The organism is Flavobacterium plurextorum (genome assembly GCF_002217395.1).
In the GTDB taxonomy this organism is placed as follows: Bacteria; Bacteroidota; Bacteroidia; order Flavobacteriales; family Flavobacteriaceae; genus Flavobacterium; species Flavobacterium plurextorum.
In genome coordinates this window covers 147,610-173,537 of the sequence record NZ_MUHD01000016.1, presented here as the reverse complement: position 1 = coordinate 173,537, position 25,928 = coordinate 147,610, and the positions used below count along the sequence as shown (strand labels likewise).

Here is a 25,928-nt window from a genome sequence, read left to right as displayed (position 1 = left end):
TTATTCTTTTTCCCAGCTTTTAAAAGGGTTTTTACTCAAATAAGCATTGTAATATCTTTTGTCATTTGTAACTTCTTCACCTAACCATTCTGGTTTTTCAAAAGTTTCTGTTTCAGATTTTAACTCAACTTCGGCCATAACTAAACCTTCATTTTCGCCATAAAATTCATCAACCTCAAAAATATGATTTCCAAGTTTTACCTCGTAACGTGTTTTTTCTATTTTGCCTTTTTCGCATAATTTTAAAAGTTCTATCGCTTCGTCGATCGGAATTTCATTCTCCCATTCAAAACGCGACATACCGCCCTGCTGTCCAATTCCTTTAATCGTCAAAAAGGCTTTTTCGCCTTTAATTCTAACTCTAACAGTTCTTTCTGGAATAGAGCTTAAATAGCCTTGGGCAATTTTATTATGAGTAAAAGCTTGTTCTTTAAAATCATTTGATTTCACAAGAAACTTTCTTTCTATTTCGAGCATTTTGTTTTTAAATTAAATTTACTCAAAGTTACTTAATTAAATTAAGTTTGAGAATTTGCATTTTAGAAAAGCTCTTTTATTTGTTTGACAATTAAATTTTTAAAAAAGTGGAAAATGCAACCATGTTGATTGATTGTTAGTAGGTTACGTGTTTGTATTTTTCCTAAATTTGATAAAACCTTAACTTCATTACTATGTCTAAAAAAGCACTTTATCTATTGGGCATTGCAATAACAATCATTTTGGGGACTTTTTTATACCTGAAATTCTGTTGCAATTGTTGTACGAAAACAGCTGACGTTACTACTGAAACAGTAAGCGTTGTTGTGGCTCAGGACACTAATTTTGTTCCTTTTGTTTTAAGCGGTTCTGGAATTGATTATCGCACACACGGCAATCTTAAGTTCCTTAAAAACAATGCTGCAGTAATCATGCCTGTTCATGATTCGGTAGCTATAGGAATTGAAAATCTAAAAGGGTTTTTAATTAAAAATCCACAGCAAAAAATTACGATTACCGGTTACGCCACATCTGATGAAAAGAACACGACAACTTTTGAGAATCTTGGTTTAGCAAGAGCAAATGAAGTTAAGAATTATTTTGTGTCTAAAGGCTTAACAGCTTCTCAGTTTGATACAAAAGGTAAAATTATCGATCAGTGGAAAATGAGTTCTGATACGCTTCTTGGTCCTGTTGAGTATAATTTTGAGAGTGCTGATACCGCAACGGTGTCAACTGATGAATGGGTTATCTTAAAGAACAAAATTAATGGTGATGCATTAGTTCTTCATTTCAGCACTAATAAATCTCGCGAAGATTTAAGTGCTGCAGAGAAGCGAAAAGTTGCAGATATTGCCAAATACATGGATCATGTTAAAGAAGCCGTTGTATTGGTTGTTGGGCACAGCGACAATGTAGGAAATCGTGATTCGAATATTGTACTTGGACAAAAACGAGCTGATTTCTCTAAAAACTATTTGGTTAAAAAAGGTATTGAGACTTCCCGAATTGAAACACAATCAAAAGGACCAGATGAACCAATTGGAGAAAATACTACTGCAGAAGGTAAAGCAAATAATAGAAGAACTGTAATTACAATTAAATAACTAATTAAAATATACGATTATGAATATACCATGTATCTTAATACCGATTTTAGTGGGGTTAATCTGTGGAATTTTAGGTTACTTACTAGGAAAAATGAATTCTAAAGGAGATGATTCTCTTGCTGTATCTCTACAAGCTGATTTGGATGCCTGCAAAGCAAATACGAAAAGCTTAAATGCTAAAATTGCAGCATTAGAAACAGATTTGGCTGCAAAAGTAAAAAACTCTTCGTCTACAGCGCAGTCATTTGTGTCTCCAGCCGCAGTAATTGCATTTGATGCAGCTCTTGCGGCCACAGTTTTTGGTAAAAAAATAAAAGAGAATGATCTGAAAGTTGTTGAAGGAATAGGACCTAAAATTGAAGCATTATATCATGCGGCGGGAATATCAACTTGGCATCAATTATCAGAAACATCTACAGAAAAATCACAATCTATTCTAGATGCCGGCGGAGAAAATTACGCGATTCATAATCCAAGTACTTGGGCCAAACAAGCTTTATTGGCATATCAAGGAAAATGGCAGGAACTGAAAGACTGGCAGGATAATTTACGTGGAGGAAAAGAGTAAAAAAAAGTTGTAAAGATTCAAAGGTTCAAAGGTGCAAAGTAAAAACCTCTGAGCCTTTGCAACTCTGAACCTTTAAACCTAAAAACTGGCTTCTTGCCAGTTTTTTTCTGTATTATACCATAACTGTCCTTGTTTTACTTCAAGCGGACAATCAAAATTGTTGGTGTAAAGTGCTCCAGTTCCTAATCCTTGCGGCATTTTTGAGTTTAAAAGAAAAGTCCATTGGGCAATTGCATTTAAACCAATATTACTTTCTAATGCCGAAGTAATCCACCAGCCAATATTATATTTTTCGGCTAAAGTGATCCATTCTTGAGTTCCTCTAAGACCCCCAACAAAACTTGGTTTTAAAATGATGTATTGCGGTTTAATTTTTTGCAGTAATTCTTCTTTTTCTTGTAATGAAAATACACCTATCAATTCTTCATCCAAAGCAATTGGAAAAGGTGTTACATTACATAAATCTGCCATTACAGTAATGTTTCCTTTTTTTATAGGCTGTTCAATACTATGAAGCTGAAATTTATTAAGTTGATTAAGTTTATCTAAAGCTTCATTTAAAGCAAAAGCACCATTTGCATCGACTCTAATTTCGATTTGTTCTGCTGAAAAATAGCTTCTGATAAACTCAAGTAATTCTAGTTCTTTTTGAAAATCGATAGCACCAATTTTAAGTTTGATACAATTAAAACCATCTGCTAATTTCTCCTCAATTTGTTGTTTCATAAACGAAGCTTCGCCCATCCAAACTAAGCCATTTATAGGTATTGATTCAGAATGCGACGTAAAATTTGAAGGAAAAAGTAAATACGGATTTTCACTTTCTAATGATAAAAAAGCCATTTCGACACCAAACTGTATCGAAGGAAACTCTAATAAAGCTTCCCAAAGAGCGGTTTCACCTAAATGAATATTTTCACATGTCCATTTAAGTTTTTCCTCATAATCATCACGATCATCAGCGCTTAAACCTCGAAGAATACCACATTCTCCTATTCCTTTTCTGCCATTATCCTCCAGAACAATAAACCAGGTTTCTTTTTCGGTCATAATGCCGCGAGATGTCCCAGATGGGCGTTTAAACTCGAGCATATATTTATGGTAAGTCGCTTTCATTTTTTTTTTAACATATAAAATATAAAAGCTCATAAAAAAAAGACCAGGCTTAGTTAGTAAACTTAAATATTCTATATTACTTATATGGTGAAATTTTAATTGTATAGTTTTAAAACTTTTTCGAAATCTTTTGATGGTAAACCAGCTTTTTGAAAAATAGTAAAATCTTGTTTTGTTTTCTCTTTCCAGCTTACACTATCCGTTACATTTTGATTTTGGTATTTCTTGTAAATTGCTTTGGCTTCACTATAATCATCGCTTATCAAGTAAACATGAGCCAGATTAAGTTTAACTAACAATTCAGTATCATCAAGCTTTTCACCTTCTTTTAAAAATTTCAGCGCTTTTCCATATTGCTTAGTTAAAATAAAACAATAACCAATAGAGCTGTAATCTAAAGCACTAGCTTTTCCGTCGTTTATAATCGAATTTAGCTTAGGAATAGCTTCATTGTATTTTTGTTGTTTTATCAATAAAGAAGCTTGATTTCGTAAATCGCTGTAAACATTTTTAGAAATATCTTCATCTTTATAACAAGCACTTCCAAAATCTTTGTAAGCTTTGGTTTTTTCGACTGCTAATAACTTCTGAAACTCAGTATAGCGGTATTGTTTGATGATTTTGTTTAGAATACAAACGCAAAAATCATCAGAATTGGCCATTTTTTGTGCTAATGTAGATGTTTTACATAAGCTGATAATTTCATTTTTATTGTCTTTATCCCAACCACGACTAAGAACGGTATTTACCCATGGAACAACTTCTAATACTACTTTTTGATTCAAAAACCAGTTTTTACTCTGAAATGCAAACCAAATAGCATTTGAATTTTGCTTCAAACAAGAAGATTTATCTATAGATAAACGTTTAGCGTCTTTGCTTAAAGGTTCCGTTTGTGCGTAGCAAGCTTTATCGGTCTTGCCGTCTATAATATACCTTTTTGCATCGTCATTTGAAGTAAACAAGGCATATGTACAAGTATCATCTCCTGAAATTTTTGACATTAAAAAAACGGCTCCTGCAGATCCTTGACCAATTCCATATGGATCTGGAATTGCTTTTAGTACCGAAACTAAACTATTGGCCATTTGCTGATTTTCGTCTAAAAGAGTGATTCTATATACAATTTCGGTCGTGCCAAGCGGCAGATCTTCTATTTTAAAAGTAACTCTGTCTCCGGCAGAAACAATAAGTTCTTTAGTAGTAGCTCGTTCTTTATCCCAATAACCGTCTTTTTGTGCAAAAACACTGCAAGATACAATCATTAAAAAAAGAGATAATATTGGTCGTAGATTCATGATCTGACTTTTAAACTTAGTTAACATTTAATCTTTCTTCTGTGAAATTAGTCCATTGATAATCAGGGATATTTCTATCAATATAAAAATCTGGCTGAATACCTTTGCCGTCAATTTGCATATCTGGAATTCTAAAACTTTTGGTTAATGAATAACCTAATTTGAAATTTTTAGAAGGAGAATCAACAAAATACATATTAGAAATATCAAGTACACCTTCAGTAGTTCTGCCGAAGAGTTTAACCTTTTTACTTTGTTTTGCTACTAATAAAAATTGCTCTGTTGTACTCGCATTATTTTCGTTTATAATAATGGCTATATTTTTTGGGTTTTTATAAAACACATCTAGTTTGGTTTCTGTTACCAATTGTTCGTTAAGATTTACAAATTTCCCAATATTAGCATTTAGTTTTTCAAAACCCTTCTTAGCCCATTCTTTGTCTTCTGCAGACCAATCAGGATTACTCATGAATTCCAGCATTCGTTTGTTGTTTTGTACTGTTGACAAATATTCAACACCTACGTTTCTAATTGGGTTTGTGTATAAGTAAGGGATAATTTTTTGAAAAGCGGCATCAGATCCGCCTCCATTATTTCTGACATCAATTATTAAATTGTCTTTTGAGGTTATAAGATTATGATTTGCTGTCAAAAGACTATCAATTATTTTTTTATTAGAATAATCGAATGAAGGTATACGTAATACTAATGTTTGTTTTGAAATTTCCTTTAAGAAAGGTTTTTGAGTGGTATATAATTCGATGTAATCCTTTATTTCTTGACTGTCACTCAAATTATCAGGGAAACTTCTTTTTAAAGCAATAAATCCAATTTTTAAAATATTATTCCCAATGAATTCTACATTATTGAATCTCTGAGCAGAGTAATCGCCCATATAATATACAGCATCGTATGTTTTATCTGGTTTTTCGGTAATTTTAAACTTTACCTGATATTGTTTCCATTTGCTGTTTTTTACATCTAAAACAAATCCAATATATTGATTTTCCCTTTTTACAACACCAATTGTATAAGGCGGTGAAAGCCATATTCCTTCAAAAGTAGGATGTTTTATTTTAGAAGTGATTTCTTTTAATTCGGTTTCCGTTACTTCAATTTTCTCCCAATTATTTTCAGTTCCTGTTTTATTCCCCGTTTCTGTTTTATTAATTGGCTTCGAATTTACTGCTATAGATAAATGCGAAGGTCTAAAAAAAAGCATCCAATCAAAAAGTACGTTTCGACATTCGTTCAACTCTGTTACTTTTTTTACTTTATCTGCAAATAGTTTATTGTGATTTTGATAGACAGTTTCCCCTTTTTTATCAATAACATACTTAAAACCTGCGTCGTTGGTTTCAAAAGTTTCCTTTAGCCAATGAAACTCTTCTTTGCAGTTGCATTTTTGTGCAGCGATATTTATAGAAACACTAAATAAAGTAAATAAAAATATTTTTTTAAAATTCATTTTAGAAAATTTAGTTAAAGATTTCATGCAAATTTCGAGCCTATTTTTTAAGTATTGCTTTTATTCTCTTTTCAGCCTCAGCTTTTGTGATTCCTTCGTAATAATCTTTTACAAAAGGATGATCAAAATCTTTATGAGGAAATATTTCTGGTCTTTCGTTTCCAGTTTTTGTTACAACTGTTGTTGGGATACTGTTTGAAAATTCATATTGCGGAATATAATTTGAAAGCCAGCCAAAATACTGGTTTTCTTCCTTTTGATCATCAAAATTTTCTAAGTAGTTTTCAAAACTTTTTTCGCTCAACGAAACCCAGAAACCATATTCTAAATCTTCGCAGTGATCGTTAACTTTTTGAACTAAAACGCATCTAATAAATCTATCTACTTGATCTGAATGTTTTATAACGCAAAAATCTTCGTCGATTACGGCAATATCTTCCTTTTCCTGAGGGGACAGATTGCTGTAACTATTTGGAGAATTATAAGTAATTGCCGGCCAGCTTTCATGTTCTTCGCCGCAACAATCACAAGTAAATTTAATATCACTCATATTTTAATAAATGCTATACAATATTCTAGAGGTTAATTTATTGAATTATAAATAATAAACACATTGAAACATAGATTTTATACCTGAAAGAGACTGCAAAAAGAAACACGTTTCTTTCGCATATCTCTTTATGTGTATTTTAGATAAGTGAGATAACTTATAACTAATTCACAAATCTGTTGCAATTCCTATCGTAACTATGTGCAAAAAAATAAAAGAAGTATAAATTATTATAATTCAATTGATGCACCAATTTCTAAAAGCATTAGATCTTTTCCTTTATCAAAGAATTTACGAATTGATTCTTCGTGGTTAATTTCGATATAACCGAAAGTATCAAAATGGTAGCCAAGAATTTTATCGCATTCTACAAAGTCTGAAGCAATAATTGCATCTTCAACATCCATTGTAAAATTATTTCCAATTGGAAGAATGGCAAGATCAAGTTTAGTTCTGAACGGAATCAATTTCATGTCGTAAGTCAGTGCAGTATCTCCGGCAATGTAAATATTCTTGTGTTCGCCTTCAATTACAAATCCGCCAGGATTTCCTCCGTAAGTGCCGTCAGGAAAAGAACTTGAGTGAATTGCATTGACATATTTTACTTTTCCAAAATCAAAATTCCAGCTTCCACCGTGATTCATTGGATGTGAATTAAGACCATTTTTTGCATAATAACCTGCAATCTCAGCATTTGAAACAATGACTGCATTAGTTCTTTTTGCAATACTTTCGACATCAAGAACATGATCACCGTGAGCGTGCGTTAATAAAATATAGTCTGCTTTTAAGCTGTTGATATCGATGTGTGAAGCTTGCGGATTTCCTGTAATAAATGGATCAACAATAATGTGCTTTCCTCCAACTTCAATTCCTAAAGAAGCATGTCCGTAAAAAGTGATTTTCATTTTATGAGTGTTTTATAGTTGAACTTGATTTTATCTTCCGCCTAAAAATAGGTTAACAATTATATCTGAAATCAATGAAATCATACATACTGTTAGTAATATAGAAAGCAAAAATGTGCTTAGTGCTAATTTTTTTAATTCAGGATCTAAAAGCTTAGGGTTTTGATTTTTATAAACGGTAATTAAATGTTTAGTTAAAGGAATATACGCCAATAAAAATAAATATTGATCGAAATTATAATCGCTTAAAATGGCAAAAACGACAACTAAAATCATTGCTGTAATGATCAATGAGAAATGATATATTTTTGCTTTTGCGCCGCCAATTTGTACTACGATAGTGTTTTTTCCTGATTTTCGATCTGATTCTTCATCACGCATATTATTCAAGTTTAAAACGCCCACGCTTAATAATCCAATCGAAATTGCTGGAAGAATTAAAAGCGGATCAACTTCTTTTGAATATAAAAAGTTAACGCCCAATGTGCTTACCAGTCCAAAAAAGATGAAAACAAATACATCACCAAATCCTTTATAACCGTAAGCAGAATTACCAACTGTATAACGAATTGCTGAAACAATTGCTGCAACACCTAAAAGCAGAAAGAATATTGAATAGCCAAAGTTTGATTCTCCAAAAGCAAAATAAATTAAGATAATGGCAGATAATAATGTTAAAAGTGAAGTAATTATTATCGCTTTTTTCATTGCTTGCGGCGTAATAACACCACTCTGTATAGCACGCTGCGGCCCTACTCGATCAGCATTATCGGTACCTTTTACTCCATCTCCATAATCATTTGCAAAATTGGACAAAACCTGTAAACCAAGAGTTGTTAAAAGTGCAAAACCAAAGATTTTCCAACTAAAAACTTCTGTTGGTGTATTGATTGTTTCTGTAGGGTTTGAAAGCGCATAAATACTTCCAACTATAATTCCAGAAACGGATAAAGGTAATGTGCGCAGTCTAGCCGCTTCAATCCAATGTTTCATTATTTATTTTGTTTATTTTTAGTTTCAAGTTTTACGTTTCACGTTTCAGGTTTGTAACTTGAAACCTGAAACGTGAAACTATTTTATAACTTCTTTATGGCAGCCATTTATTTTCGCCGAAGTTTGGTTTTCTTTTTTCTAAGAAAGCATTTCTTCCCTCTTTTGCTTCTTCAGTCATATAAGCTAAACGAGTTGCTTCACCAGCAAAAACTTGCTGACCTACCATTCCGTCATCTGTCAAGTTCATCGCAAATTTCAGCATTTTGATAGATGTTGGTGATTTTTGCAAAATTTCCTGAGCCCATTCATATGCCGTAGCTTCAAGTTCGTCATGAGGAATTACAGCATTTACCATTCCCATATCCATAGCTTCTTGAGCAGAATAGTTTCTTCCTAAAAAGAAAATTTCTCTAGCTTTTTTCTGTCCAACCATTTTAGCCAAATAAGCAGATCCGTAACCACCATCAAAACTGGTAACATCAGCATCAGTTTGTTTAAAAATAGCGTGTTCTTTACTAGCCAAAGTCATGTCGCAAACCACATGTAAACTGTGTCCGCCACCAACTGCCCAACCTGGAACAACTGCAATAACCACTTTTGGCATAAAACGAATTAAACGCTGTACTTCTAGGATATTTAAACGGTGCTGACCATCTTCGCCAACATAACCTTGATGTCCGCGTGCATTTTGATCACCGCCGCTGCAAAATGAATAAACTCCGTCTTTTGTCGACGGTCCTTCAGCAGAAAGTAATACTACTCCAATCGAAGTGTCTTCCTGTGCATCGTAAAAAGCTTGGTATAATTCTGAAGTTGTTTTAGGTCTGAATGCATTTCTAACATTTGGTCTGTTAAAAGCAATTCTAGCAACTCCATTACATTTTTTATAAGTTATATCTTCAAATTCTCTGGCAGTAATCCAATCCATTTCTGTTTGTTTTATTTTAAAAATTTATAGTGTAAAAATAAGCCATTTTTTAGATTTTCACCCACTGATTTTGGTTTATATAGTGGTTAACAATTTGAAGTAATGTTAAGAATTAAGAGTTCCGTTCAAAAAATAACATTTTTTAACATTAGTTATAAAAAATAATAAGTAATTTTACATCCTAGAAATCAACGAGATACGATTTATTTTGTTGATGTAAGATTGATTTTCTTTCACTGATTTATTAACCTAAAAAATGATTTTTTTGAGAAAATTTAAAAAATTTGTCGCTCATTTTTTTATGGTTTTTATTAGTAAACCCTTGAATAATGAGCAAATGATTTATTCATTTGTCAAGACTTCGAAAAGAAGATAGTAACACCTAAGGTTAAACACTAGAATTGTTTAAGTAATTAGTATGAAATTGATTACGAAAAGAGGAAAAGATACTAACTAAAACTTTCTATAAATTATTTTCTAAAACCAATGGATTAGCCGTGAAATTAACGTTTCGCTCTTAAGATGGATGTATTGATTGTTTAAAGACATACCTTTTCAAGAAGTAACTTCAAAAATTTTTAAAGCTGTTATTTTTTGATCAGATTCGAATTTATTTTATTTCTGTTTTTTTTTAATTACAATTTTTTTTAAAACGAGAATAAAAAGGGAAAGGCTGCTTGTAATGAGCAGCCTTTCCTGTTATAATCAGTTTGTTAAACTCTAAAAAATAGAAATTCCAAATTCCAATTGAGCATTGAATGCCATTGGAATTTGGAATTTTTTTATTGGAAATTTAAAAAATCTAATTCTCTTTTACCAAATAGATTCCATCTTCTTTAATCTCGATAAGTTTTTCTTTGTATAAAGCTCCAATTGCTTTCTTAAAAGTTTTTTTACTCATTTTCAAGACCGTTTTAATGTCTTCAGGATGCGAATTGTCGTTTAAACGTAAAAAACCTCTATTTGCTCTTAATTCATCTAGAACTTTTTCTGCATTTGGCTCAATACTTTGATATCCTTGCACTTGCAATGCAACGTCAATTTTATTATCAGGACGAATATTTTTAATATATCCGCGCATTCTGTCGCCAGTTCTTATTGAATCGTCGTAAACTTCATCTTTATACAACAAACCTTTGTGTTGTTCATTGATAATTACATTTATTCCCAATTCAGTAATATGCGAAACTATTAAATCAACTTCTTCTCCTTTTTCAACTGTAAGCTGATCGTTGTTTAAAAATTGGTTTAATTTACTTGATGCTACTAAACGATTTGTTTTTTCGTCTTTATAAAGGTAAACCAAATAACGTTTTCCTTTTTCCATAGGACGCGCTTGCTCTTTAAACGGAACAAGAATGTCTTTTTCCATTCCCCAATCCATAAAAGCACCAACATTATTAATATAATTTACTCTTAAAAGAGCAAATTCATTCAATAAAATATAAGGTTCTAATGTTGTAGCAACTGGACGCTGTTCGTGATCTAAATAAACAAAGACAACAAGCTCCTCGCCTATTTCAAATTCATTTGGAACATATTTATTAGGTAATAAGATGTCGTGAATTCCTTCAGGATCTTTTTCAGGATTTCCTAAAAAAAGTCCCACTTTGGTATCACGTAATATAGTTAGTGTATTGTATTTTCCTATTTCAATCATATTCATAAAGTTCTAAGTTGCAAATGTACGAAGTTTGAAAATGGTAATTCGAAAAATATACGGGATAAAAAAAGAAGCAGCCATTTTATTGTAGTTTGCTGCTTTTGGTTAAATTTGAAAACATGTAATTAATCCCAAATCAATGAAAAAGAATTTTATTTGTACTGCTTTTGCATTTCTTCTTTTCACGCAGGTCTCCATCTCGCAAGTTTCTGAAGACTTAGAAATTAAAAAAATGATAAGCGAAATTAAAGCCGAAAATCTTGAAGCTGTCGTTCATAAATTAGTTTCATTTGGAACTAGACACACTTTGAGCGATGCAAAAAACAAAGCAAAAGGAATTGGGGCTGCGCAGCAATGGGTGAAATCTGAGTTTGATAAATTTGCACTGGAATCTAACGGACGATTAACTTCTGAAATTGATTATTTTACTGTTAAAGCAGATGGTAAGCGAATTAACGTCGACAGCCAGATTGGGAATGTAATGGCAACTTTAAAAGGAACTGATCCTACAGACAATCGTGTACTGATTATTAGCGGGCATCTTGATTCACGCGTCACAGATGTTATGAATACAAAAGCTAATGCGCCTGGAGCAAATGATGATGGTTCTGGCGTTGCAGCAGTTATTGAGTTGGCAAAAGTAATGAGCAAAAGATCATTTCCTGCTACTATTATATTTGTTGCTGTAACTGGTGAAGAACAAGGTTTGATTGGAGCTCGACATCTTGCAGAAAAAGCAAAAGCACAAAACTGGAATATAGTCGCAATGCTTAATAATGATATGATTGGAAACAGCTTATCAAGCGGTACTAATTTGAGAGACAATACCCAAATTCGTGTTTTCAGTGAAACAATTCCGTACTTAGAAACTGAAGAAGAAGCAAAAATGCGAAAAGCTGTAAGCCGAGATAATGATAGTCCGTCAAGACTTTTGGCACGATATATTAAAACCGTTACAGAACAGTACGTAGATCAGCTGAAAGTAAAATTAGTATATCGAAATGATCGTTTTTTACGCGGCGGTGATCATACTCCTTTTAGCCAGAATGGTTTTACCGCTGTTCGTTTTTGCGAAATGAATGAAAATTTTGATCATCAGCATCAAGATTTAAGAACTGAAAATAATATTAAATATGGGGATTTGCCAGAATTTATGGATTTTGAATATTTAAGAAAAAATACCTGTTCAAATTTAGCGACTTTAGCTAATCTAGCTTCATCACCAAAAGCACCGGAAAATGTTGGAATTGAAGTTAAAAAACTTTCTAATTCATCTACTTTAGTTTGGTCAGCACCAGCAGGAAAAGAACAATACGGTTATCAGATTTTAATGCGAGAAACTTCTTCTTCGCATTGGGAAAAAACTTTTTTTGTAAAAGATACTAGGGCTGAAATTCCTTATTCTAAAGATAATTACTTTTTTGCTGTGCAAACTGTTGATGCTTTAGGGCATGCAAGTTTACCTGTTTTTCCAATTCCAATTAAATAAAACTAAATCATATAAAGAAAAAAGCGCCAAGAAGGCGCTTTTTTTTAGTTCTATTTATAAACACTTTCTTTTTTAAAGTGAAGCGTTAATAAGTAATAAACAACAACTCTGTATTTGTGCTTGTTAGACTTACCATATTTTTCTAAAACAGTATTTATAGCTTCGTCTAAAGCCGGCGTATCAGCCACCCCAAGCTTTTTGATTAAAAAGTTATTTTTTACCGTATCTAATTCTGACTGCTGACTTCCTGCTACTGTTGCAGCATCATCGTTGTATATAGATGGACCGCAGCCTATTGTTACTTTGGTTAATAAATCCATGTTTGGAGTTACTCCGCATTTTTCTTTTAAATCTGCTGCATACTTTGCAATTAATTCTTCTCTTTTGTTCATTGTTATAGTTTTAAAATTGGTAATATGTCCAAATTTAAACTAAAAAACTGATATAAAAATTAATTTTAATAAAATTTAACCTACATACTAGATTAACTCTTTGAAGTATTGTTTTAAAACAATATCATTCTCTACTGTTGGTGTAAAGATTTCTAATATTCCAGGAGTATCATTTGCATCATAAAGCAATTTAAGATTTTGCTCTAATGAAGCTAAATCATCTGCTTTGAAATAATTACATTTATACATAGCAGCTAAATGTTCTGCAGTTAAATGATGTGAGGTTTCAAAATAGGTGTTAAACACAGGTTTTTCTTCGTGTCCAGGTAAAATCCTAAATATTCCGCCTCCTCCATTGTTGATCAAAATGATTTTAAAATTCTTAGGAATATACGAGTTCCATAAAGCGTTACTGTCATATAAAAAACTAATATCACCTGTAATAAATACATTTTGTTTCGTATTTCCAACAGCAGCACCAATTGCCGTTGAAGTACTTCCGTCAATACCGCTTGTACCACGGTTACAGAATACTTCGATACTTGAATCAATATCAATTAATTGTGCATATCGAATTGCAGAACTGTTACTGATTTGCAATTGGCTGTTTTTAGGAAGCGATTCAATAACCTTTTCAAAAACTTTAAAATCAGAAAAAGCAATTTTACTTAAATATTCTTGTTTTCGAACTTTCCTTAAATTATATATATCCGTAATCTTCGAAGAATAATCACTAATTGTATACTCGATTTTTGGCAGTAATGACTTGAAAAAATCATTTGGCTCCATAACAAAGTGATTTGTTAAAGCACTAAAAGTATCGTAAGCTCGCAATGTATCTATATGCCAATGATTTTGTGGCTTATACTTACGTAAAAAACCTTTAATTCGTTTAGATACAATCATTCCTCCAAAAGTCACTAAAATATCTGGTTGAAAAGCTTGAAAATCAGAATCATCAAACGGAGTAATTAAAGTATCAATACTATTGATAAAACTAGAATGATGCAAGTTTGAAGTAGTTTCTGTAAGAACAACAACTGAAGGATCAGCGGCTAAATTCTCAAGAATTTCAGTATCAATCGAATTGGCATCATTTACTCCAACAAGAACTAATTTTCGTTTAGCTGAATTCCAAATCGAAACAAATTCTGCCTCCTTTTCGATACTTTTTACATTTGGAACTTCTTCTATATTTGTAATTTTTGGCTGTACAGAAAGCGTTTCAACAGTTTCGTATAAAGGTTCTTCAAAAGGAGCGTTAATATGAACTGGTCCTTTTTTATGAATTGCAGTTTCTATGGCCTTGTTTATTTTCAAATCATTTTCAACAGAAGCTGCTTCCGTTAAATTAGCATTAAAAACAGAATGATTTTTAAAAACATTTTCCTGACGAATAGTTTGTCCGTCACCAATATCGATTTTGCTTTGCGGACGATCTGCAGAGATAATAATTAACGGAATCTGACTGTAAAAAGCTTCAGCAACAGCTGGATAATAATTAAGCAATGCTGAACCAGATGTACAAATAACCGCTGTGGGCTTTTTAGTTTGCTGCGCAATTCCCAATGCAAAAAATGCAGCACAACGCTCATCGGCAATGCTGTAACATTTGAAGTTAGAATTTTGGGCAAATCCGATAGTTAATGGAGCGTTTCGTGAACCGGGAGAAATTATAATATTGTGAATTCCTTTTGCTGAACAAATTTCGATAATGCTTTGTGCAAGCTCTATTTTGGGGTAAATCATTCTAAATAGTGTATTACTTTTTAAAGAAAACCTATCACTGAGAGTTTCTTTTACAATTACAAAGTTACAAACTTCATGCATGATTTAACTTATATTAGGAAGATATTATGACCCATTTTTAGAAAAAGGGAATATATTTGTAAATAGAACATTTTTTATTAAAACAGATCGTTTATGCGTTTCTTATATTTACTTTTTATTCTCATTTCAGTTCAGTCTATACAATCACAAAATCAGTTTACTGTTGATGAAACGCCGTACAAAACAGCGTTAGAAAGTGCTAAAACACAAAATAAACCACTGTTTGTTATGCTTTTTGCAGATTGGTGTCCACATTGCAATAAAATGAAAAAAGAAGTTTTCACTGATCCAAATGTGATGGCTTTTTTAAATAAAAATTATATCTGTGTTTGGAAAAACGTGGATAAAGAAGAGGGAACTGCGCTAAAGAATAAATTTAGAACGACTTCACTTCCTGCCTTTCTATTTTTAGATTCAAATGAAAATCTTCTATATGCTTTAAAAGGAGAAATGAAAACAGCCGAATTTTTAACTGAAGCTGCTAATGCTTTGAATCCAAAATTGCAATTACCTTATTTAGAAAAGCAGTTTCTTGCTGACCCAAGTAATTCTAATGCTTTTTTTGCTTATTTGAATAGCTTGAAAAAAGGAAGAGATAGAAATGAAATCGCAATTCCAACGCACATTTATCTTAACACACAATCAGATGCGCAATTAGTTAGTGAAACCAATTGGCGAATAATTGCAAATGGAGTTACTGATATTAATTCGAGAGAATTTCAATACGTTTTAAAACATCAAAATGAGTTTGCCGCTGTTGCTTCGCAAAAACGTGTTGATCGTAAAGTTGAAAGTATTGTAAGCGAATTACTTCGTCCTTTAGTTGATAATTTAGATACTGTAAACTACTATAAACAAAGAGAAGTTGCGAAATCGATTCGATTGCAAAAAACAGATTCTCTGGTGTTTAAGTTTGATTTAACGCTGGCTGAACGTACTGAAAAATGGAAGTTTTACAAAAAAGTGACGCTGGAAGATACTCAAAAGTTAGTATGGAATGATGCAAGTTTTTTGAAAGATATCGGACAAACTTATTTGAAACATATTTCTGATGCCGAAAGTTTAAAAAAATCTATTCTTTGGGTAAAACATTCTATAGAATTAAACGATTCTTATGATGGTAATTTGCTTCTCGCAAGACTTTATAATAAGATAAAAGATAAAAAAACAGCACTGAAATATGCCAAGGATGCAAAAGTAATTTGTACCGAAATGACTTGGAGTACCAAAGATGTTGATACTTTACTGGCTGAATTAAACTCAAAATAAATTAAAAAATAAAAGCAAATTGGTTTAGTCTGTTTGCTATCGATTAGATCACGTACTGCTTTTTTTGTGATTTAAACTTTCAAAAAATAACCAAAACATGGCACTTATTCTTAGACCTGCAACAACAAATGATTTAGAAAAAATTCTCGAAATTGTAAATCATTCTATCCTGCATACAACAGCAAATTATAGTTACGATATTCAAACTATTGAAGTACAAACAAAATGGTTTGAAGATAAAAAAACTAAAAAACTGCCAATTGTTGTGGCTGAGTTAGACAATGAAGTGGTTGGTTTTGGAAGCTACGGACAATTTCGCGAGAAAATTGGTTATCAATATACAGTTGAACATTCTGTATATGTAGTCGATAATGTGATTGGAAAAGGTGTAGGTTCAAAATTACTAACAGAACTTATTCGATTGGCAAAAGAGCAAGGATATCATGTAATGATTGGTGCGATTGACGCAGATAATGCCGGAAGTATTGCTTTTCATGAAAAATTTGGCTTTGTGGCAACCGGTACAATTCGCGAAGTTGGATATAAATTTGATCACTGGCTTGATTTGGTTTTTATGCAATTAATCTTAAAATAATTTTAGAATGAATTCACACCCTGAAATACAAAAAGGATATCTTCAAGTTAATAATTTACATGAAATCTATTATGAAGTTTGTGGTAGCGGAGAGCCCTATTTGTTTGTTCATGGAGGTCCAGGTGCTGGTTTTTCAGAAAAAGATAAACGTTTTTTTGATTTTAAAAAGCATAAAGTTGTTTTCTTTGATCAAAGAGGAGCTTCAAAAAGTAAACCATTTGCGAGTATAGAAGATAATACAACTCAAGATTTGGTTAATGATATAAATGCCCTTTTATCTCATCTTAATATTGAAAAAATAAACATTTTTGGTGGTTCATGGGGAACAGCGTTAAGTCTTGTATTTGCAATTCAGAATCCTGAGAAAGTAAAAAGTCTTTTGCTAAGAGGTGTTTTTCTAGCAGACCAAAAAACAATTAACCACTTTTTAGGAGGAGCTCTTAATAAGCAATATCCTGTAGAATGGCAAAGATTTAAAAAAAATGTTCCTGCTGATACTTCATTAAGTATTTCAGAATATTACTTAGATCAGATGCTAAACGGGACTCTCGAAAATAGAGATTTTTATTGTTATGAATGGGCTTACTATGAAATTTCAATTTTTATAAAAGGAATTAAAGCAAATGAAATCGATGCTATTATTCAACAATTTCCATATCAGTCTTTAAGTATTATGGAGGCTCATTATATGAGTAATAATTGTTTCTTAGTAGATGATTACATAGTTGACAACATGAGAATTATTGAAGATATTCCAATTACTATAATACATGGAGAACATGATGCAATTTGTCCTGTTGAGTTTGCACAGGAAATTCACAGTAACTTAAAAAAATCTGTTTTGTATATTGAAAATGCAGGTCATTCAGATTCTGAACCTGCTATTGAAAAAAGAATCATAAGTGTCCTAAATCAATAATTTTTAAAGAAAAAACAAAGAGAACTCTGCTCCTATACATCTTTGCCTCTTTATACCTTAAAAAAAGCACCAAATCTGAAGAATTCAAATTTGGTGCTTTTTTTATTTATACAGTTATCCTTAACTCTTAATCCATTTAATAATTTCAGGATCTGTTGGAAGTGTTTTTGGTTTAATAACCTTTACCAATTCTCCTTTTTCGTTAATTAAATACTTTTGAAAATTCCATTCTACTTCAGAATCTTGCAAACCATTTTTAGATTTCTGAGTCAGGAATTTATAAATTTCGCACATATCATCTCCTTTAACCGAAACTTTATTCATCATCGGAAAAGTTACGCCATAATTTTGCTGACAAAAAGTTTCGATTTCTTTATTTGTTCCTGGTTCTTGTGATGCAAAATTGTTTGCTGGAAAACCAACAATTACGAATCCTTTATCTTTATATTCTTTATAGATTGCTTCAAGATCCTTGTATTGCGGTGTTAATCCACATTTTGAAGCGGTGTTTACAATCATGACTTTTTTGCCTTTTAATGACGCAAAATCGAAGGTATCACCTGATAAATCTTCTACTTTAAATTGATAAATGTTTCCTTTTGCCATGACTTCTGTTTTAGGTTTATGGCTCGTTTGAGCCTGAATTTGCGAAGCGATCATAAATAAAGCGCTGCAAACTAAAATTGCTATATTTTTCATTGTTTAATTTTTTATAAAATTAGTTAAAATCTGTTTTGCAGTATATTTTTAAAGTCTTTATTTTTTATTAAACATGCGTTAAATAAAAAATTGAAGCCTAGCGTTAATCAGACGCTAGGCTTCCCCCCATACAAACAAATCAAACCATGAATTTATTTTTAAATGCTTTTATATGTTTCCAAAATTATAGTTGATGCTTCGGTTATGGTAAAAATTATTTTTTCAATTATAATCACTAAATTTTCTTTTCTATGGCGCTTATATGTAGATTGTTTTGTTTGATATTTTGTGATTACTCTTTTGTTTTAATAATTTTTGTTGGAAGTCCGAAGACATCAACTATTTTATTTCTTTATATTATCTCTTTAGTTTCTTTGTTCCAATGTTTTTCAATTTCTTTTCTAAAATCACTTTGACCGTAATTCTGTAAAGCCAACACTGTTGTTAAACCCACAATTAATATTTTAAATCTATTTATACTTAACATAGAATTTTCTTTTTGTAAGATTTACATTCGGTTTATTTCAGTGCGATAAATATTTATTTTGAACATTTGCACTTAAAAATTACTCCTAAGTACCTTAACAACAATTCAAAACAAATAAGGCTGCTATTTCACTTGAAATTTTTTACATGTTATAATAGCATTTACGTAATTGGTTCACTTTTGGTTTTAAAAAAATGAAAAAAAAATACTTTTTTTTGAAACCCCTTATTTTTCTAGGTTTAAGACTGTTAAAAAAAATATAATTTGACGAAAAAATAAATTATCTTTATCTCAGGTTACAGATAATATTTACTAATTTTTTGTTTAAACTTTAAAAATCCAAATCTATGAGTCAAGAAGAATTATTAGTTTTAATTTACAAGAAAGACGAAAGAGCTTTTACGCATTTGTACGATATGTACGCCAAAAGTTTATTCTCGGTCATACATGTTTTAATAAAAAACCGTGAAGAAGCAGAAGATGTCTTACAGGAAGTCTTTGTGAAAATCTGGAAAAACATCGATTCTTACAGTGAGAGTAAAGGCCGATTTTATACTTGGATTCTTAATATTGCTAGAAATGCATCTGTTGATCAGCTTCGTTCAAAGAATTTTAACAACACTCAAAAAAACCTTTCATCCGATAATTTCGTAAATCTGTTAGACGACAGTAATAAACTCCTTGATAAAATTGACACAATTGGAATTCAGGAATTTGTCAAAAAACTGAAACCAAAATGTATTGCAATCATCGATTTATTATTTTTTAAAGGATATACCCAACAAGAAGCTTCAGAAGAATTGGCACTGCCACTGGGAACTATCAAAACGCAAAACAGAAACTGTATTAATGACTTACGTAATTATCTAAAAATCTAATGGAAGCACAAGAATATATAGACTCAGGAATTCTAGAACTTTATGTTTATGGTTTATTAACCGAAACAGAGAATTTAGAAATAGCCGAAATGGCTAAAAAAAGCCCAGAAGTTGAACAGGAAATTATCTCGATAGAAAAAGCGATCGTTGCTTTATCGTCAAGCTTCTCTCCTTTCCATTCTGTTGCTAATTTTGAAAAAATAAAAGCACGTTTAGAGCTTAAACATGGCAAAGTAGTCGAAATGAAACCTGCATCAAACTGGACACAATACGTGGGCTGGGCTGCTGCCGTGTTGTTATTGTTAGGTTTAGGTTATCAGACTTTAGAACTTACAAAAACAAAAGAAGCGATTACTGCTGTTGGAACTGAGAAAAGTAAAATCGAAAAAGATTATGCTTTCTTAGGTGAGCAAAATAAAGAAATTACAAAGAGTTTAACTATTGTTAGAGATATTAAAAACACTGGTGTAACACTTGGAGGTCAAGCTGTTTCTCCAACATCTTTTGCAAAAGTATATTGGAATAAAGAAACTAAAACAACTTACATTGATGCCGCTGGACTGCCAAAACCGCCTAAAGGAATGGTATATCAAGTCTGGGCCTTAAAATTAAGTCCAGTTCTTACACCAACAAGTATTGGTTTATTGAGCGATTTTGAAGGAAATTCTCAAAAAATATTTTCTGTTGATCGTACAAATGAAGCCGAAGCTTTCGGAATTACTCTTGAGCCTGCCGGCGGAAGTTTAACACCAACAATGGAACAATTGTATACCCTAGGAAAAGTATAATTATTAATTCCTTTTAAAACTAGAAACGCATATTAGATTTAATATGCGTTTTTTTATTATTTTTAAATAAAATAAAACGAATTTTATGAATGGAATCCTGCTTTTAAGAATTGCTGTTGCTGTTATACTTTTAACTCATTCTGTTTTTGGAATTTTTGATAACGGAATCAATAACTTTGCAAATTTATATTTAAACCAAATTGGGTTTGCTCCATTTGGTGTTTTTCTTGCTTGGTCAATCAAACTGTCTCATATTGTCGCTGCTTTATTTTTGATTCTAAATAAATATGTAAAACTTGCTGGTTTTGTTACCATATTTATTTTCGTGATGGGAATTATTTTAGTCCATTTTAAAGATGGCTGGTTTGTTGTTGGCGGAGGAAGAAATGGTGTCGAATATAATTTCTTATTAATATGTGTTCTTTTGGCAATCATGTACCCAAATGGTTTGCAGAAGAAAATCTAGTTTTTTTTAAAATTTCTGTAAGAAGTCTTTTTTTTAAGATGAAGGTATTTTCTCTGAAATGTTAAAAAAACGGCTTCACTAAATTCGTTCTATTGATTTATTTTTAATTTTCCGATCTAGATTACCTAATTTGTTTTTTCATTCAAAAAATAAGCTATAAATAAGTTAAGTATTATTTTAAAGTTAAAAAGTGCTTAAATTGTGTTTTTATATAATTTTATATCGTAATATTGCAATATAAAAATATAAAGAATGGGAACAACTAAATCGGATCACTTCACAGAAAGTCAAAATGAGTTAGCAAGTTTAACAAAAGCTTTAGGACATCCCGCACGAATTGCAATTTTAGAATATCTTCTAAAAGTGAACTCTTGTATTTGTGGCGATATTGTAAATGAACTTCCTCTTTCGCAGCCCACAATATCACAACATTTAAAAGAACTAAAAAATGCAGGACTTATTAAAGGAAGTATTGAAGGTAACACAATTTGTTACTGCATTAATGAAGTTGGATTTGAAAAGATAAAAGGGTTTCTAAACATTGTGACATTGCATTTAGAGAAAAGAAAAAATGAATGTTGTTAAATAACAAAATATAAATTACTATGAAATTAGCAGAAATAAAAAAGGTACTCGACACATTAGAAAATGTAACATTTCAGCTGCCAAACGGAAATTTTGTCCCTGAACATTTTCACGTTACTGAAGTAGGCTTAATTACAAAAAACTTTATAGACTGCGGCGGTGTGGTTCGTAATGAAACTGTAATAAACTTTCAGCTTTGGGATGCAAACGATTTTGAACACAGATTGAAACCAAAGAAGTTAATCCATATTATTGAGCTTTCAGAAAAGGTTTTGAATATTCCGGATTTGGACATTGAAGTAGAATATCAAGACGCTACAATTGGAAAGTATGATTTAGGTTTTAATGGGAAAGATTTCTTGCTGTTGAATAAACAAACTGCTTGTCTGGCGCAGGATCAATGCGGGATTCCAGCAGAAAAAACGAAACTAAATTTGACTCAACTAAGTCCAGATAATTCAAACTCATGCACGCCAGGGAATGGATGCTGCTAAAAAAAAGATTAATATGAATAGTATATTTCCAGAAATTGGAAAACTGATTTCATCTTTTGATTTTCGATCTATTACAGAAGAACGTAAAATTGTTTTACAGCCATTAATTGACTTTATACAATTTAAAAATAAAAATAATCTTGAGATTAGATTAAACTTTATTTGTACGCACAATTCAAGAAGAAGTCATTTATCGCAAGTTTGGGCACAGACAGCGGCTCACTATTTTAATATTAAGAATGTAAATTGCTTTTCTGGTGGAACTGAAGCAACCGCTGTGTTTCCTAAAGTTGCTGAAACTCTTGTGAAATCAGGATTTAAGATCACGAAATTATCAGACGATAGTAATCCGGTATATGCAATAAAATTTGAAGAAAATGAAAATCCAATAATTGGTTTTTCAAAAACGTACGATCATGATTTTAATCCTGCAAATGATTTTGCTGCTATAATGACTTGTTCGCAAGCTGATGATGACTGCCCTTTTATTGCAGGTGCTGAAAAACGTTTTCCTTTTAATTTTGAAGATCCTAAAGTTTTTGATAATACAGTACAGCAGGATGAAAAGTACATGGAAAGAAATCTTCAAATTGCAAGTGAAATGTTTTATATTTTTTCTCAAATAAAAACATAGATCCTATTGTTTATTTTATGTCAAAAAAAAAGGTTCAACTATTAGTTGAACCTTTTTTGCTTATTATTTTTTCTTGGTTTTATAATACTTGCGGTATTTTGGATATGTTATTGCTCCAATTACAGAAATTGTACCTAAGCAATAATAAACCCAACTTAGTGAGTGCGCTTCTCCGCTTGCGTAAGAATGTAGACCAACTAAATGGAAGTTTACACCGTAATAAGTAAATAAAATAGAAACAAACGCAAACATACTCATCAAGTTAAAGAACCATTTTCCGCGTAAAGCTGGAACAAATCGAGCGTGAATTACAAAAGCATAAAGCATGATAGAAATTAAAGCCCAAGTTTCTTTTGGATCCCATCCCCAGTAACGTCCCCAACTTTCGTTTGCCCATTGTCCTCCAAGGAAGTTACCAATTGTTAACATAATCAAACCAATAGTCAATGCCATTTCGTTGATATAAGTTATTTCTTTAATGTTTAATTCCATTTTAGTTTTGTTTTTCTCAGTTGTAAAGAAAATCAATACTAATGATACAAAACCTAAAATCATTCCTAATGCAGTTGGACCATAACTACCTACAATGACTGCAACGTGAATCATTAACCAATACGAGTTAAGAACTGGTTGTAAGTTTGCAATTTCTGGATCAATCCAGTTCATATATGCCGCCATTAAAATCATAGCTGTAACAAATGCAGAAGAAGCAACAGTAAGTTTCGATTTTCTGTCAAAAGCCAAACCAAAGAACATTGTTGACCAAGCTACATATACAATAGATTCGTAAGCATTACTCCAAGGTGCGTGACCAGAAATATACCAACGTGCTATTAATCCTAATGTATGAAGTGCGAATAGCAAGCCAACCATGATATGGAATGCATTTATTGTAATACGAAGCCATTTTTTTTCAAAGAAAATATTGACAATAATAAATATAAACATAAAGCTTGCCACTGTGATGTACCAATAAGGCAATCCTTTAAAAACATCATATTTATTGTATGCAATTTCGGCATCAATTTTTTGTTCGCTTGGACGAACTTTAGCGCCAAATTTCTTTTGAAAGCCATTAAGACTTTCTACTAATTGATCGGCAGTATCCCAATTCTTAGAAATAGAAGCATTGTTTAATGCGCTAAAATAAAGTGGTAAAATTTGCTTTACATAAGTAGAATCCATTCCCTTTAAACCTGCGTTTTCACGTTCTAAATAAGAAACCCATTTATGGTTTGGATCATTAGGAACTGGGAAAATTTTAAGAATACTTCCGCTTAAAGCAGATTCCATTAAATTTACTTTTTTATCTGTTTCAATAAAATCTTTCTCGAACTGATTTGGATTTGCCGCTTTGTAAGCAGCATCTAAGTATGGAGAAAGTTTATAGTTTCCGTTTGCGTCAAAAAAGTTAACAAATGCAACCGCTTTGGCTTCTTTATCTACTCCAATAATTTTACGAATACTGTCATTTCCAGATTTGATATATATTATAGGAACCTGAATCCAAACTTGTGCATATTGTGTCATAGACAATAATACCTGATCAGAATTCATTCCGTTATAAGTATCGTCATGACTTACTTTTCTAAGTAATTCAGATGAAAAAGTATTAACAGGTTTCATTCTTCCTCCAGCATCTTGAATAATTAAACGGCCAAATTTTGCCGCATGAGCTGCTGGAGCTTTGTAAATAGACAATAAAGAGTCTAATTGTTTTTTACTTGGCGGAGCTGTTACGTGATTTGCGTGATCATTTGGATCTGCTGTATGATTATGATTGTGATTGTCACCTGGAGTATGAACATGAGGTGCTTGAGCAAAACCACTCAAACTAATCATTAAAACTAAGATCGTGATAAGTTTTTCTTTTTTCTTTTTTACAACTTCTAATTTGCGTTTCAAATCGGCAAAACGAGAATGTTTGGTAAACATAATTGCCATTAATCCTATATACAACATAAAGTAACCAAAATAAGTAATTGAAGTTCCCCAAAAGTCATGGTTTACAGATAAAACAGTTCCTTTTTCATCTGGATCAAATGAAGATTGGAAAAAACGATATCCTTTATGATCTAAAACGTGATTCATATAAATATCAGCATCAAAAGTTTCTGTAGAATCTAAAACTGTTACTTTACTTTCAAAAGCGGAATAACTTTTTTCTGTTCCTGGGTATTTCGTAGCGATAAAATCGTTCAATCTTACTTTAAAAGGTAAAACGTAAGCTTTACTACCGAAGAATAAACTGTACTCAATTTTTCCAATTTTTACGGTTTGAGGCTCCCCTACACTTCCTTTAGAACCTAAAAGTCTTACTTCTTTTTCTTCACCTTCAGCTTTTACTTTTACAATTAAAGCATCTGTATGAGATTTTGCTTTGTAGTCGTTGTTAGATTCATAATCAACAACACCTTTAATTGCAGGATCTGGAAACACAATTCTAATGTCGCCAATACTATATAAAGAACGCATCATTAAAGGCTGTACATTATCTTTAGTTACAGTACCCTTAAATTTATCGGCCATTCTCATAAACTCTCCTTCAAATGGAGTTTGAATGGTATATTGCTCACCTGTTGTATTAATATTGATTGCACCGTCAGTTGGTTTGTTTAAAGCAAATAATACGTTGTGAATATTTTGTACTTCACCATCTTTCAAGAAATGCTCTTCACGTCCACCCGCTCCAGCTTCAACTAACTTTAAATAAAGCGTTCCTTTAGGATCTGGTTTTATCATTTCTTTAGCTCCCATGATGTAGTTTACATAACTTACTTCAAAAGGAGTTTCATCAAACTTACCAGAAAGTGTAAAATTGTTATTGGTTACTGGAGATAACAAAAGATTTTTATCGAAAACCCTGCGTTTCATTTCACCTTTATATTCACCATCAGCAAAAACAGTAATAAATGTTTTGTCCGAATAAATTTGATTCTCAGCTGCGCCTTCACGAATTGGCATCATTCCTTCATAACTAATATATCGAGTAATAAAAGCACCTAAAAGGATAAAAATGAAAGCAAGATGAAGCAATAAAGTAGCCCATTTTTCTTTCTTTAATAATTGATAACGTTTTATATTTCCGAAGAAATTAATCACAAAAACAGCCATTATAGCTTCAAACCACCATGTGTTGTAAATTAAAATTCTGGCAGTATCGGTATTATACTTACTTTCGATAAAAGTTCCAATACCCATTGCGATTGCAAATGCTAAAAAAAGAACGGCCATTAATCGTGTAGAAAACAAAAAAGAGAATATTTTTTTATCCATTTTTAAGGAATTACATTGTATAAAAGTGCCACAAAAGTACTTAAAAATG

Annotated in this window: 25 protein-coding genes; 12 read left to right on the top strand and 13 right to left on the bottom strand. The window is 31.7% G+C overall.

Features of this window, described 5'->3' with window-relative positions; all coding sequences use genetic code 11:
• Complete coding sequence (locus B0A81_RS09460) at positions 1-477, bottom strand: CYTH domain-containing protein (RefSeq protein ID WP_089057796.1); 477 nt, start codon at positions 475-477, stop codon at positions 1-3.
• 194 nt (positions 478-671) lie between these two features.
• On the opposite strand from B0A81_RS09460, the gene B0A81_RS09455 reads away from it, so the two are divergent.
• Together B0A81_RS09455 and B0A81_RS09450 are read left to right on the top strand one after the other, a co-directional pair.
• A complete protein-coding gene (locus tag B0A81_RS09455; protein WP_089057795.1) occupies positions 672-1,583 on the top strand; it encodes an OmpA family protein in 912 nt (303 codons plus the stop codon).
• A gap of 19 nt (positions 1,584-1,602) precedes the next feature.
• Positions 1,603-2,154, top strand: a complete 552-nt coding sequence (locus B0A81_RS09450) for a hypothetical protein (RefSeq protein WP_089057794.1) — start codon at positions 1,603-1,605, stop codon at positions 2,152-2,154.
• 78 nt (positions 2,155-2,232) lie between these two features.
• Here the strand turns inward: B0A81_RS09450 and B0A81_RS09445 are convergent, their stop codons facing one another.
• The 8 genes from B0A81_RS09445 to B0A81_RS09410 all read right to left on the bottom strand — a co-directional run bounded on the left by B0A81_RS09445 (position 2,233) and on the right by B0A81_RS09410 (position 11,075).
• The gene (locus tag B0A81_RS09445) at positions 2,233-3,270 is read right to left on the bottom strand and encodes an o-succinylbenzoate synthase (RefSeq protein ID WP_089057923.1); all 1,038 of its coding nucleotides are present in this window, start codon (positions 3,268-3,270) and stop codon (positions 2,233-2,235) included.
• Positions 3,271-3,365: 95 nt separating this feature from the next.
• Entirely contained in the window at positions 3,366-4,568 is a 1,203-nt protein-coding gene (locus tag B0A81_RS09440) for a tetratricopeptide repeat protein (RefSeq protein ID WP_089057922.1), read from the bottom strand.
• Between the two features lie 16 nt (positions 4,569-4,584).
• Positions 4,585-6,036, bottom strand: a complete 1,452-nt coding sequence (locus tag B0A81_RS09435; protein WP_089057793.1) for a S41 family peptidase — start codon at positions 6,034-6,036, stop codon at positions 4,585-4,587.
• A 40-nt stretch (positions 6,037-6,076) separates the two neighbouring features.
• A complete protein-coding gene (locus B0A81_RS09430) occupies positions 6,077-6,586 on the bottom strand; it encodes a DUF2199 domain-containing protein (RefSeq protein ID WP_089057792.1) in 510 nt (169 codons plus the stop codon).
• A gap of 230 nt (positions 6,587-6,816) precedes the next feature.
• Positions 6,817-7,494: a metal-dependent hydrolase gene (locus B0A81_RS09425; RefSeq protein WP_089057791.1), complete on the bottom strand. Its 678-nt coding sequence runs from the start codon at positions 7,492-7,494 to the stop codon at positions 6,817-6,819.
• 30 nt (positions 7,495-7,524) lie between these two features.
• Positions 7,525-8,487 carry a 1,4-dihydroxy-2-naphthoate octaprenyltransferase gene (gene menA / locus B0A81_RS09420; protein ID WP_089057790.1) on the bottom strand — a complete coding sequence of 321 codons (963 nt, stop codon included), beginning with the start codon at positions 8,485-8,487 and terminating at the stop codon, positions 7,525-7,527.
• 94 nt (positions 8,488-8,581) lie between these two features.
• Positions 8,582-9,415 carry a 1,4-dihydroxy-2-naphthoyl-CoA synthase gene (locus B0A81_RS09415; protein ID WP_017498510.1) on the bottom strand — a complete coding sequence of 278 codons (834 nt, stop codon included), beginning with the start codon at positions 9,413-9,415 and terminating at the stop codon, positions 8,582-8,584.
• An 802-nt stretch (positions 9,416-10,217) separates the two neighbouring features.
• Positions 10,218-11,075 (bottom strand): CvfB family protein, encoded by an 858-nt coding sequence (locus B0A81_RS09410; protein ID WP_089057789.1) that lies wholly within the window; start codon positions 11,073-11,075, stop codon positions 10,218-10,220.
• Positions 11,076-11,217: 142 nt separating this feature from the next.
• On the opposite strand from B0A81_RS09410, the gene B0A81_RS09405 reads away from it, so the two are divergent.
• Positions 11,218-12,567 carry a M28 family metallopeptidase gene (locus B0A81_RS09405; RefSeq protein WP_089057788.1) on the top strand — a complete coding sequence of 450 codons (1,350 nt, stop codon included), beginning with the start codon at positions 11,218-11,220 and terminating at the stop codon, positions 12,565-12,567.
• 50 nt (positions 12,568-12,617) lie between these two features.
• Here the strand turns inward: B0A81_RS09405 and B0A81_RS09400 are convergent, their stop codons facing one another.
• A complete protein-coding gene (locus B0A81_RS09400; RefSeq protein ID WP_089057787.1) occupies positions 12,618-12,959 on the bottom strand; it encodes a DUF2853 family protein in 342 nt (113 codons plus the stop codon).
• 87 nt (positions 12,960-13,046) lie between these two features.
• Positions 13,047-14,708 carry a 2-succinyl-5-enolpyruvyl-6-hydroxy-3-cyclohexene-1-carboxylic-acid synthase gene (menD, locus tag B0A81_RS09395; protein WP_089057786.1) on the bottom strand — a complete coding sequence of 554 codons (1,662 nt, stop codon included), beginning with the start codon at positions 14,706-14,708 and terminating at the stop codon, positions 13,047-13,049.
• 174 nt (positions 14,709-14,882) lie between these two features.
• Between menD and B0A81_RS09390 the strand changes: the two genes are divergently transcribed.
• The 3 genes from B0A81_RS09390 to pip all read left to right on the top strand — a co-directional run bounded on the left by B0A81_RS09390 (position 14,883) and on the right by pip (position 17,572).
• Positions 14,883-16,058 (top strand): thioredoxin family protein, encoded by a 1,176-nt coding sequence (locus tag B0A81_RS09390; RefSeq protein WP_089057785.1) that lies wholly within the window; start codon positions 14,883-14,885, stop codon positions 16,056-16,058.
• 97 nt (positions 16,059-16,155) lie between these two features.
• Positions 16,156-16,653 carry a GNAT family N-acetyltransferase gene (locus B0A81_RS09385; protein ID WP_089057784.1) on the top strand — a complete coding sequence of 166 codons (498 nt, stop codon included), beginning with the start codon at positions 16,156-16,158 and terminating at the stop codon, positions 16,651-16,653.
• A gap of 7 nt (positions 16,654-16,660) precedes the next feature.
• Positions 16,661-17,572: a prolyl aminopeptidase gene (pip, locus tag B0A81_RS09380; RefSeq protein ID WP_089057783.1), complete on the top strand. Its 912-nt coding sequence runs from the start codon at positions 16,661-16,663 to the stop codon at positions 17,570-17,572.
• Between the two features lie 120 nt (positions 17,573-17,692).
• On the opposite strand, the gene B0A81_RS09375 is transcribed toward pip, so the two are convergent.
• Entirely contained in the window at positions 17,693-18,271 is a 579-nt protein-coding gene (locus B0A81_RS09375; protein WP_089057782.1) for a glutathione peroxidase, read from the bottom strand.
• 834 nt (positions 18,272-19,105) lie between these two features.
• Here B0A81_RS09375 and B0A81_RS09370 point away from each other — a divergent pair.
• From B0A81_RS09370 to B0A81_RS09345, 6 genes are all read left to right on the top strand, one after another.
• Positions 19,106-19,636 (top strand): RNA polymerase sigma factor, encoded by a 531-nt coding sequence (locus tag B0A81_RS09370; protein ID WP_089055725.1) that lies wholly within the window; start codon positions 19,106-19,108, stop codon positions 19,634-19,636.
• Positions 19,636-20,424 carry an anti-sigma factor gene (locus B0A81_RS09365; protein WP_089057781.1) on the top strand — a complete coding sequence of 263 codons (789 nt, stop codon included), beginning with the start codon at positions 19,636-19,638 and terminating at the stop codon, positions 20,422-20,424. The genes B0A81_RS09370 and B0A81_RS09365 overlap by 1 nt, the downstream gene beginning before the upstream one ends.
• A gap of 85 nt (positions 20,425-20,509) precedes the next feature.
• Positions 20,510-20,890, top strand: coding sequence for a DoxX family protein (locus B0A81_RS09360; protein WP_089057780.1), 381 nt, complete (start codon positions 20,510-20,512; stop codon positions 20,888-20,890).
• A 252-nt stretch (positions 20,891-21,142) separates the two neighbouring features.
• Positions 21,143-21,475: an ArsR/SmtB family transcription factor gene (locus B0A81_RS09355; protein ID WP_089057779.1), complete on the top strand. Its 333-nt coding sequence runs from the start codon at positions 21,143-21,145 to the stop codon at positions 21,473-21,475.
• Between the two features lie 20 nt (positions 21,476-21,495).
• A complete protein-coding gene (locus B0A81_RS09350; protein ID WP_089057778.1) occupies positions 21,496-21,969 on the top strand; it encodes a DUF6428 family protein in 474 nt (157 codons plus the stop codon).
• Positions 21,970-21,982: 13 nt separating this feature from the next.
• A complete protein-coding gene (locus tag B0A81_RS09345; protein ID WP_089057921.1) occupies positions 21,983-22,603 on the top strand; it encodes an arsenate-mycothiol transferase ArsC in 621 nt (206 codons plus the stop codon).
• A 63-nt stretch (positions 22,604-22,666) separates the two neighbouring features.
• On the opposite strand, the gene ccsA is transcribed toward B0A81_RS09345, so the two are convergent.
• Positions 22,667-25,879: a cytochrome c biogenesis protein CcsA gene (ccsA, locus tag B0A81_RS09340; protein ID WP_089057777.1), complete on the bottom strand. Its 3,213-nt coding sequence runs from the start codon at positions 25,877-25,879 to the stop codon at positions 22,667-22,669.
• Positions 25,880-25,928 lie beyond the last annotated feature (49 nt).

Bases quoted from the DNA above. Each gene is read 5' to 3' on its own strand.
- pip (WP_089057783.1), top strand. From the start codon at position 16,661: ATGAATTCACACCCTGAAATACAAAAAGGATATCTTCAAGTTAATAAT.
- B0A81_RS09460 (WP_089057796.1), bottom strand. From the start codon at position 477: ATGCTCGAAATAGAAAGAAAGTTTCTTGTGAAATCAAATGATTTTAAA.
- menA (WP_089057790.1), bottom strand. From the start codon at position 8,487: ATGAAACATTGGATTGAAGCGGCTAGACTGCGCACATTACCTTTATCC.
- B0A81_RS09365 (WP_089057781.1), top strand. From the start codon at position 19,636: ATGGAAGCACAAGAATATATAGACTCAGGAATTCTAGAACTTTATGTT.
- B0A81_RS09355 (WP_089057779.1), top strand. From the start codon at position 21,143: ATGGGAACAACTAAATCGGATCACTTCACAGAAAGTCAAAATGAGTTA.
- B0A81_RS09375 (WP_089057782.1), bottom strand. From the start codon at position 18,271: ATGAAAAATATAGCAATTTTAGTTTGCAGCGCTTTATTTATGATCGCT.
- B0A81_RS09360 (WP_089057780.1), top strand. From the start codon at position 20,510: ATGAATGGAATCCTGCTTTTAAGAATTGCTGTTGCTGTTATACTTTTA.
- menD (WP_089057786.1), bottom strand. From the start codon at position 14,708: ATGATTTACCCCAAAATAGAGCTTGCACAAAGCATTATCGAAATTTGT.
- B0A81_RS09445 (WP_089057923.1), bottom strand. From the start codon at position 3,270: ATGAAAGCGACTTACCATAAATATATGCTCGAGTTTAAACGCCCATCT.
- ccsA (WP_089057777.1), bottom strand. From the start codon at position 25,879: ATGGATAAAAAAATATTCTCTTTTTTGTTTTCTACACGATTAATGGCC.
- B0A81_RS09345 (WP_089057921.1), top strand. From the start codon at position 21,983: ATGAATAGTATATTTCCAGAAATTGGAAAACTGATTTCATCTTTTGAT.
- B0A81_RS09410 (WP_089057789.1), bottom strand. From the start codon at position 11,075: ATGATTGAAATAGGAAAATACAATACACTAACTATATTACGTGATACC.
- B0A81_RS09430 (WP_089057792.1), bottom strand. From the start codon at position 6,586: ATGAGTGATATTAAATTTACTTGTGATTGTTGCGGCGAAGAACATGAA.
- B0A81_RS09370 (WP_089055725.1), top strand. From the start codon at position 19,106: ATGAGTCAAGAAGAATTATTAGTTTTAATTTACAAGAAAGACGAAAGA.
- B0A81_RS09425 (WP_089057791.1), bottom strand. From the start codon at position 7,494: ATGAAAATCACTTTTTACGGACATGCTTCTTTAGGAATTGAAGTTGGA.
- B0A81_RS09405 (WP_089057788.1), top strand. From the start codon at position 11,218: ATGAAAAAGAATTTTATTTGTACTGCTTTTGCATTTCTTCTTTTCACG.
- B0A81_RS09455 (WP_089057795.1), top strand. From the start codon at position 672: ATGTCTAAAAAAGCACTTTATCTATTGGGCATTGCAATAACAATCATT.
- B0A81_RS09350 (WP_089057778.1), top strand. From the start codon at position 21,496: ATGAAATTAGCAGAAATAAAAAAGGTACTCGACACATTAGAAAATGTA.
- B0A81_RS09415 (WP_017498510.1), bottom strand. From the start codon at position 9,415: ATGGATTGGATTACTGCCAGAGAATTTGAAGATATAACTTATAAAAAA.
- B0A81_RS09440 (WP_089057922.1), bottom strand. From the start codon at position 4,568: ATGAATCTACGACCAATATTATCTCTTTTTTTAATGATTGTATCTTGC.
- B0A81_RS09385 (WP_089057784.1), top strand. From the start codon at position 16,156: ATGGCACTTATTCTTAGACCTGCAACAACAAATGATTTAGAAAAAATT.
- B0A81_RS09390 (WP_089057785.1), top strand. From the start codon at position 14,883: ATGCGTTTCTTATATTTACTTTTTATTCTCATTTCAGTTCAGTCTATA.
- B0A81_RS09450 (WP_089057794.1), top strand. From the start codon at position 1,603: ATGAATATACCATGTATCTTAATACCGATTTTAGTGGGGTTAATCTGT.
- B0A81_RS09400 (WP_089057787.1), bottom strand. From the start codon at position 12,959: ATGAACAAAAGAGAAGAATTAATTGCAAAGTATGCAGCAGATTTAAAA.
- B0A81_RS09435 (WP_089057793.1), bottom strand. From the start codon at position 6,036: ATGAATTTTAAAAAAATATTTTTATTTACTTTATTTAGTGTTTCTATA.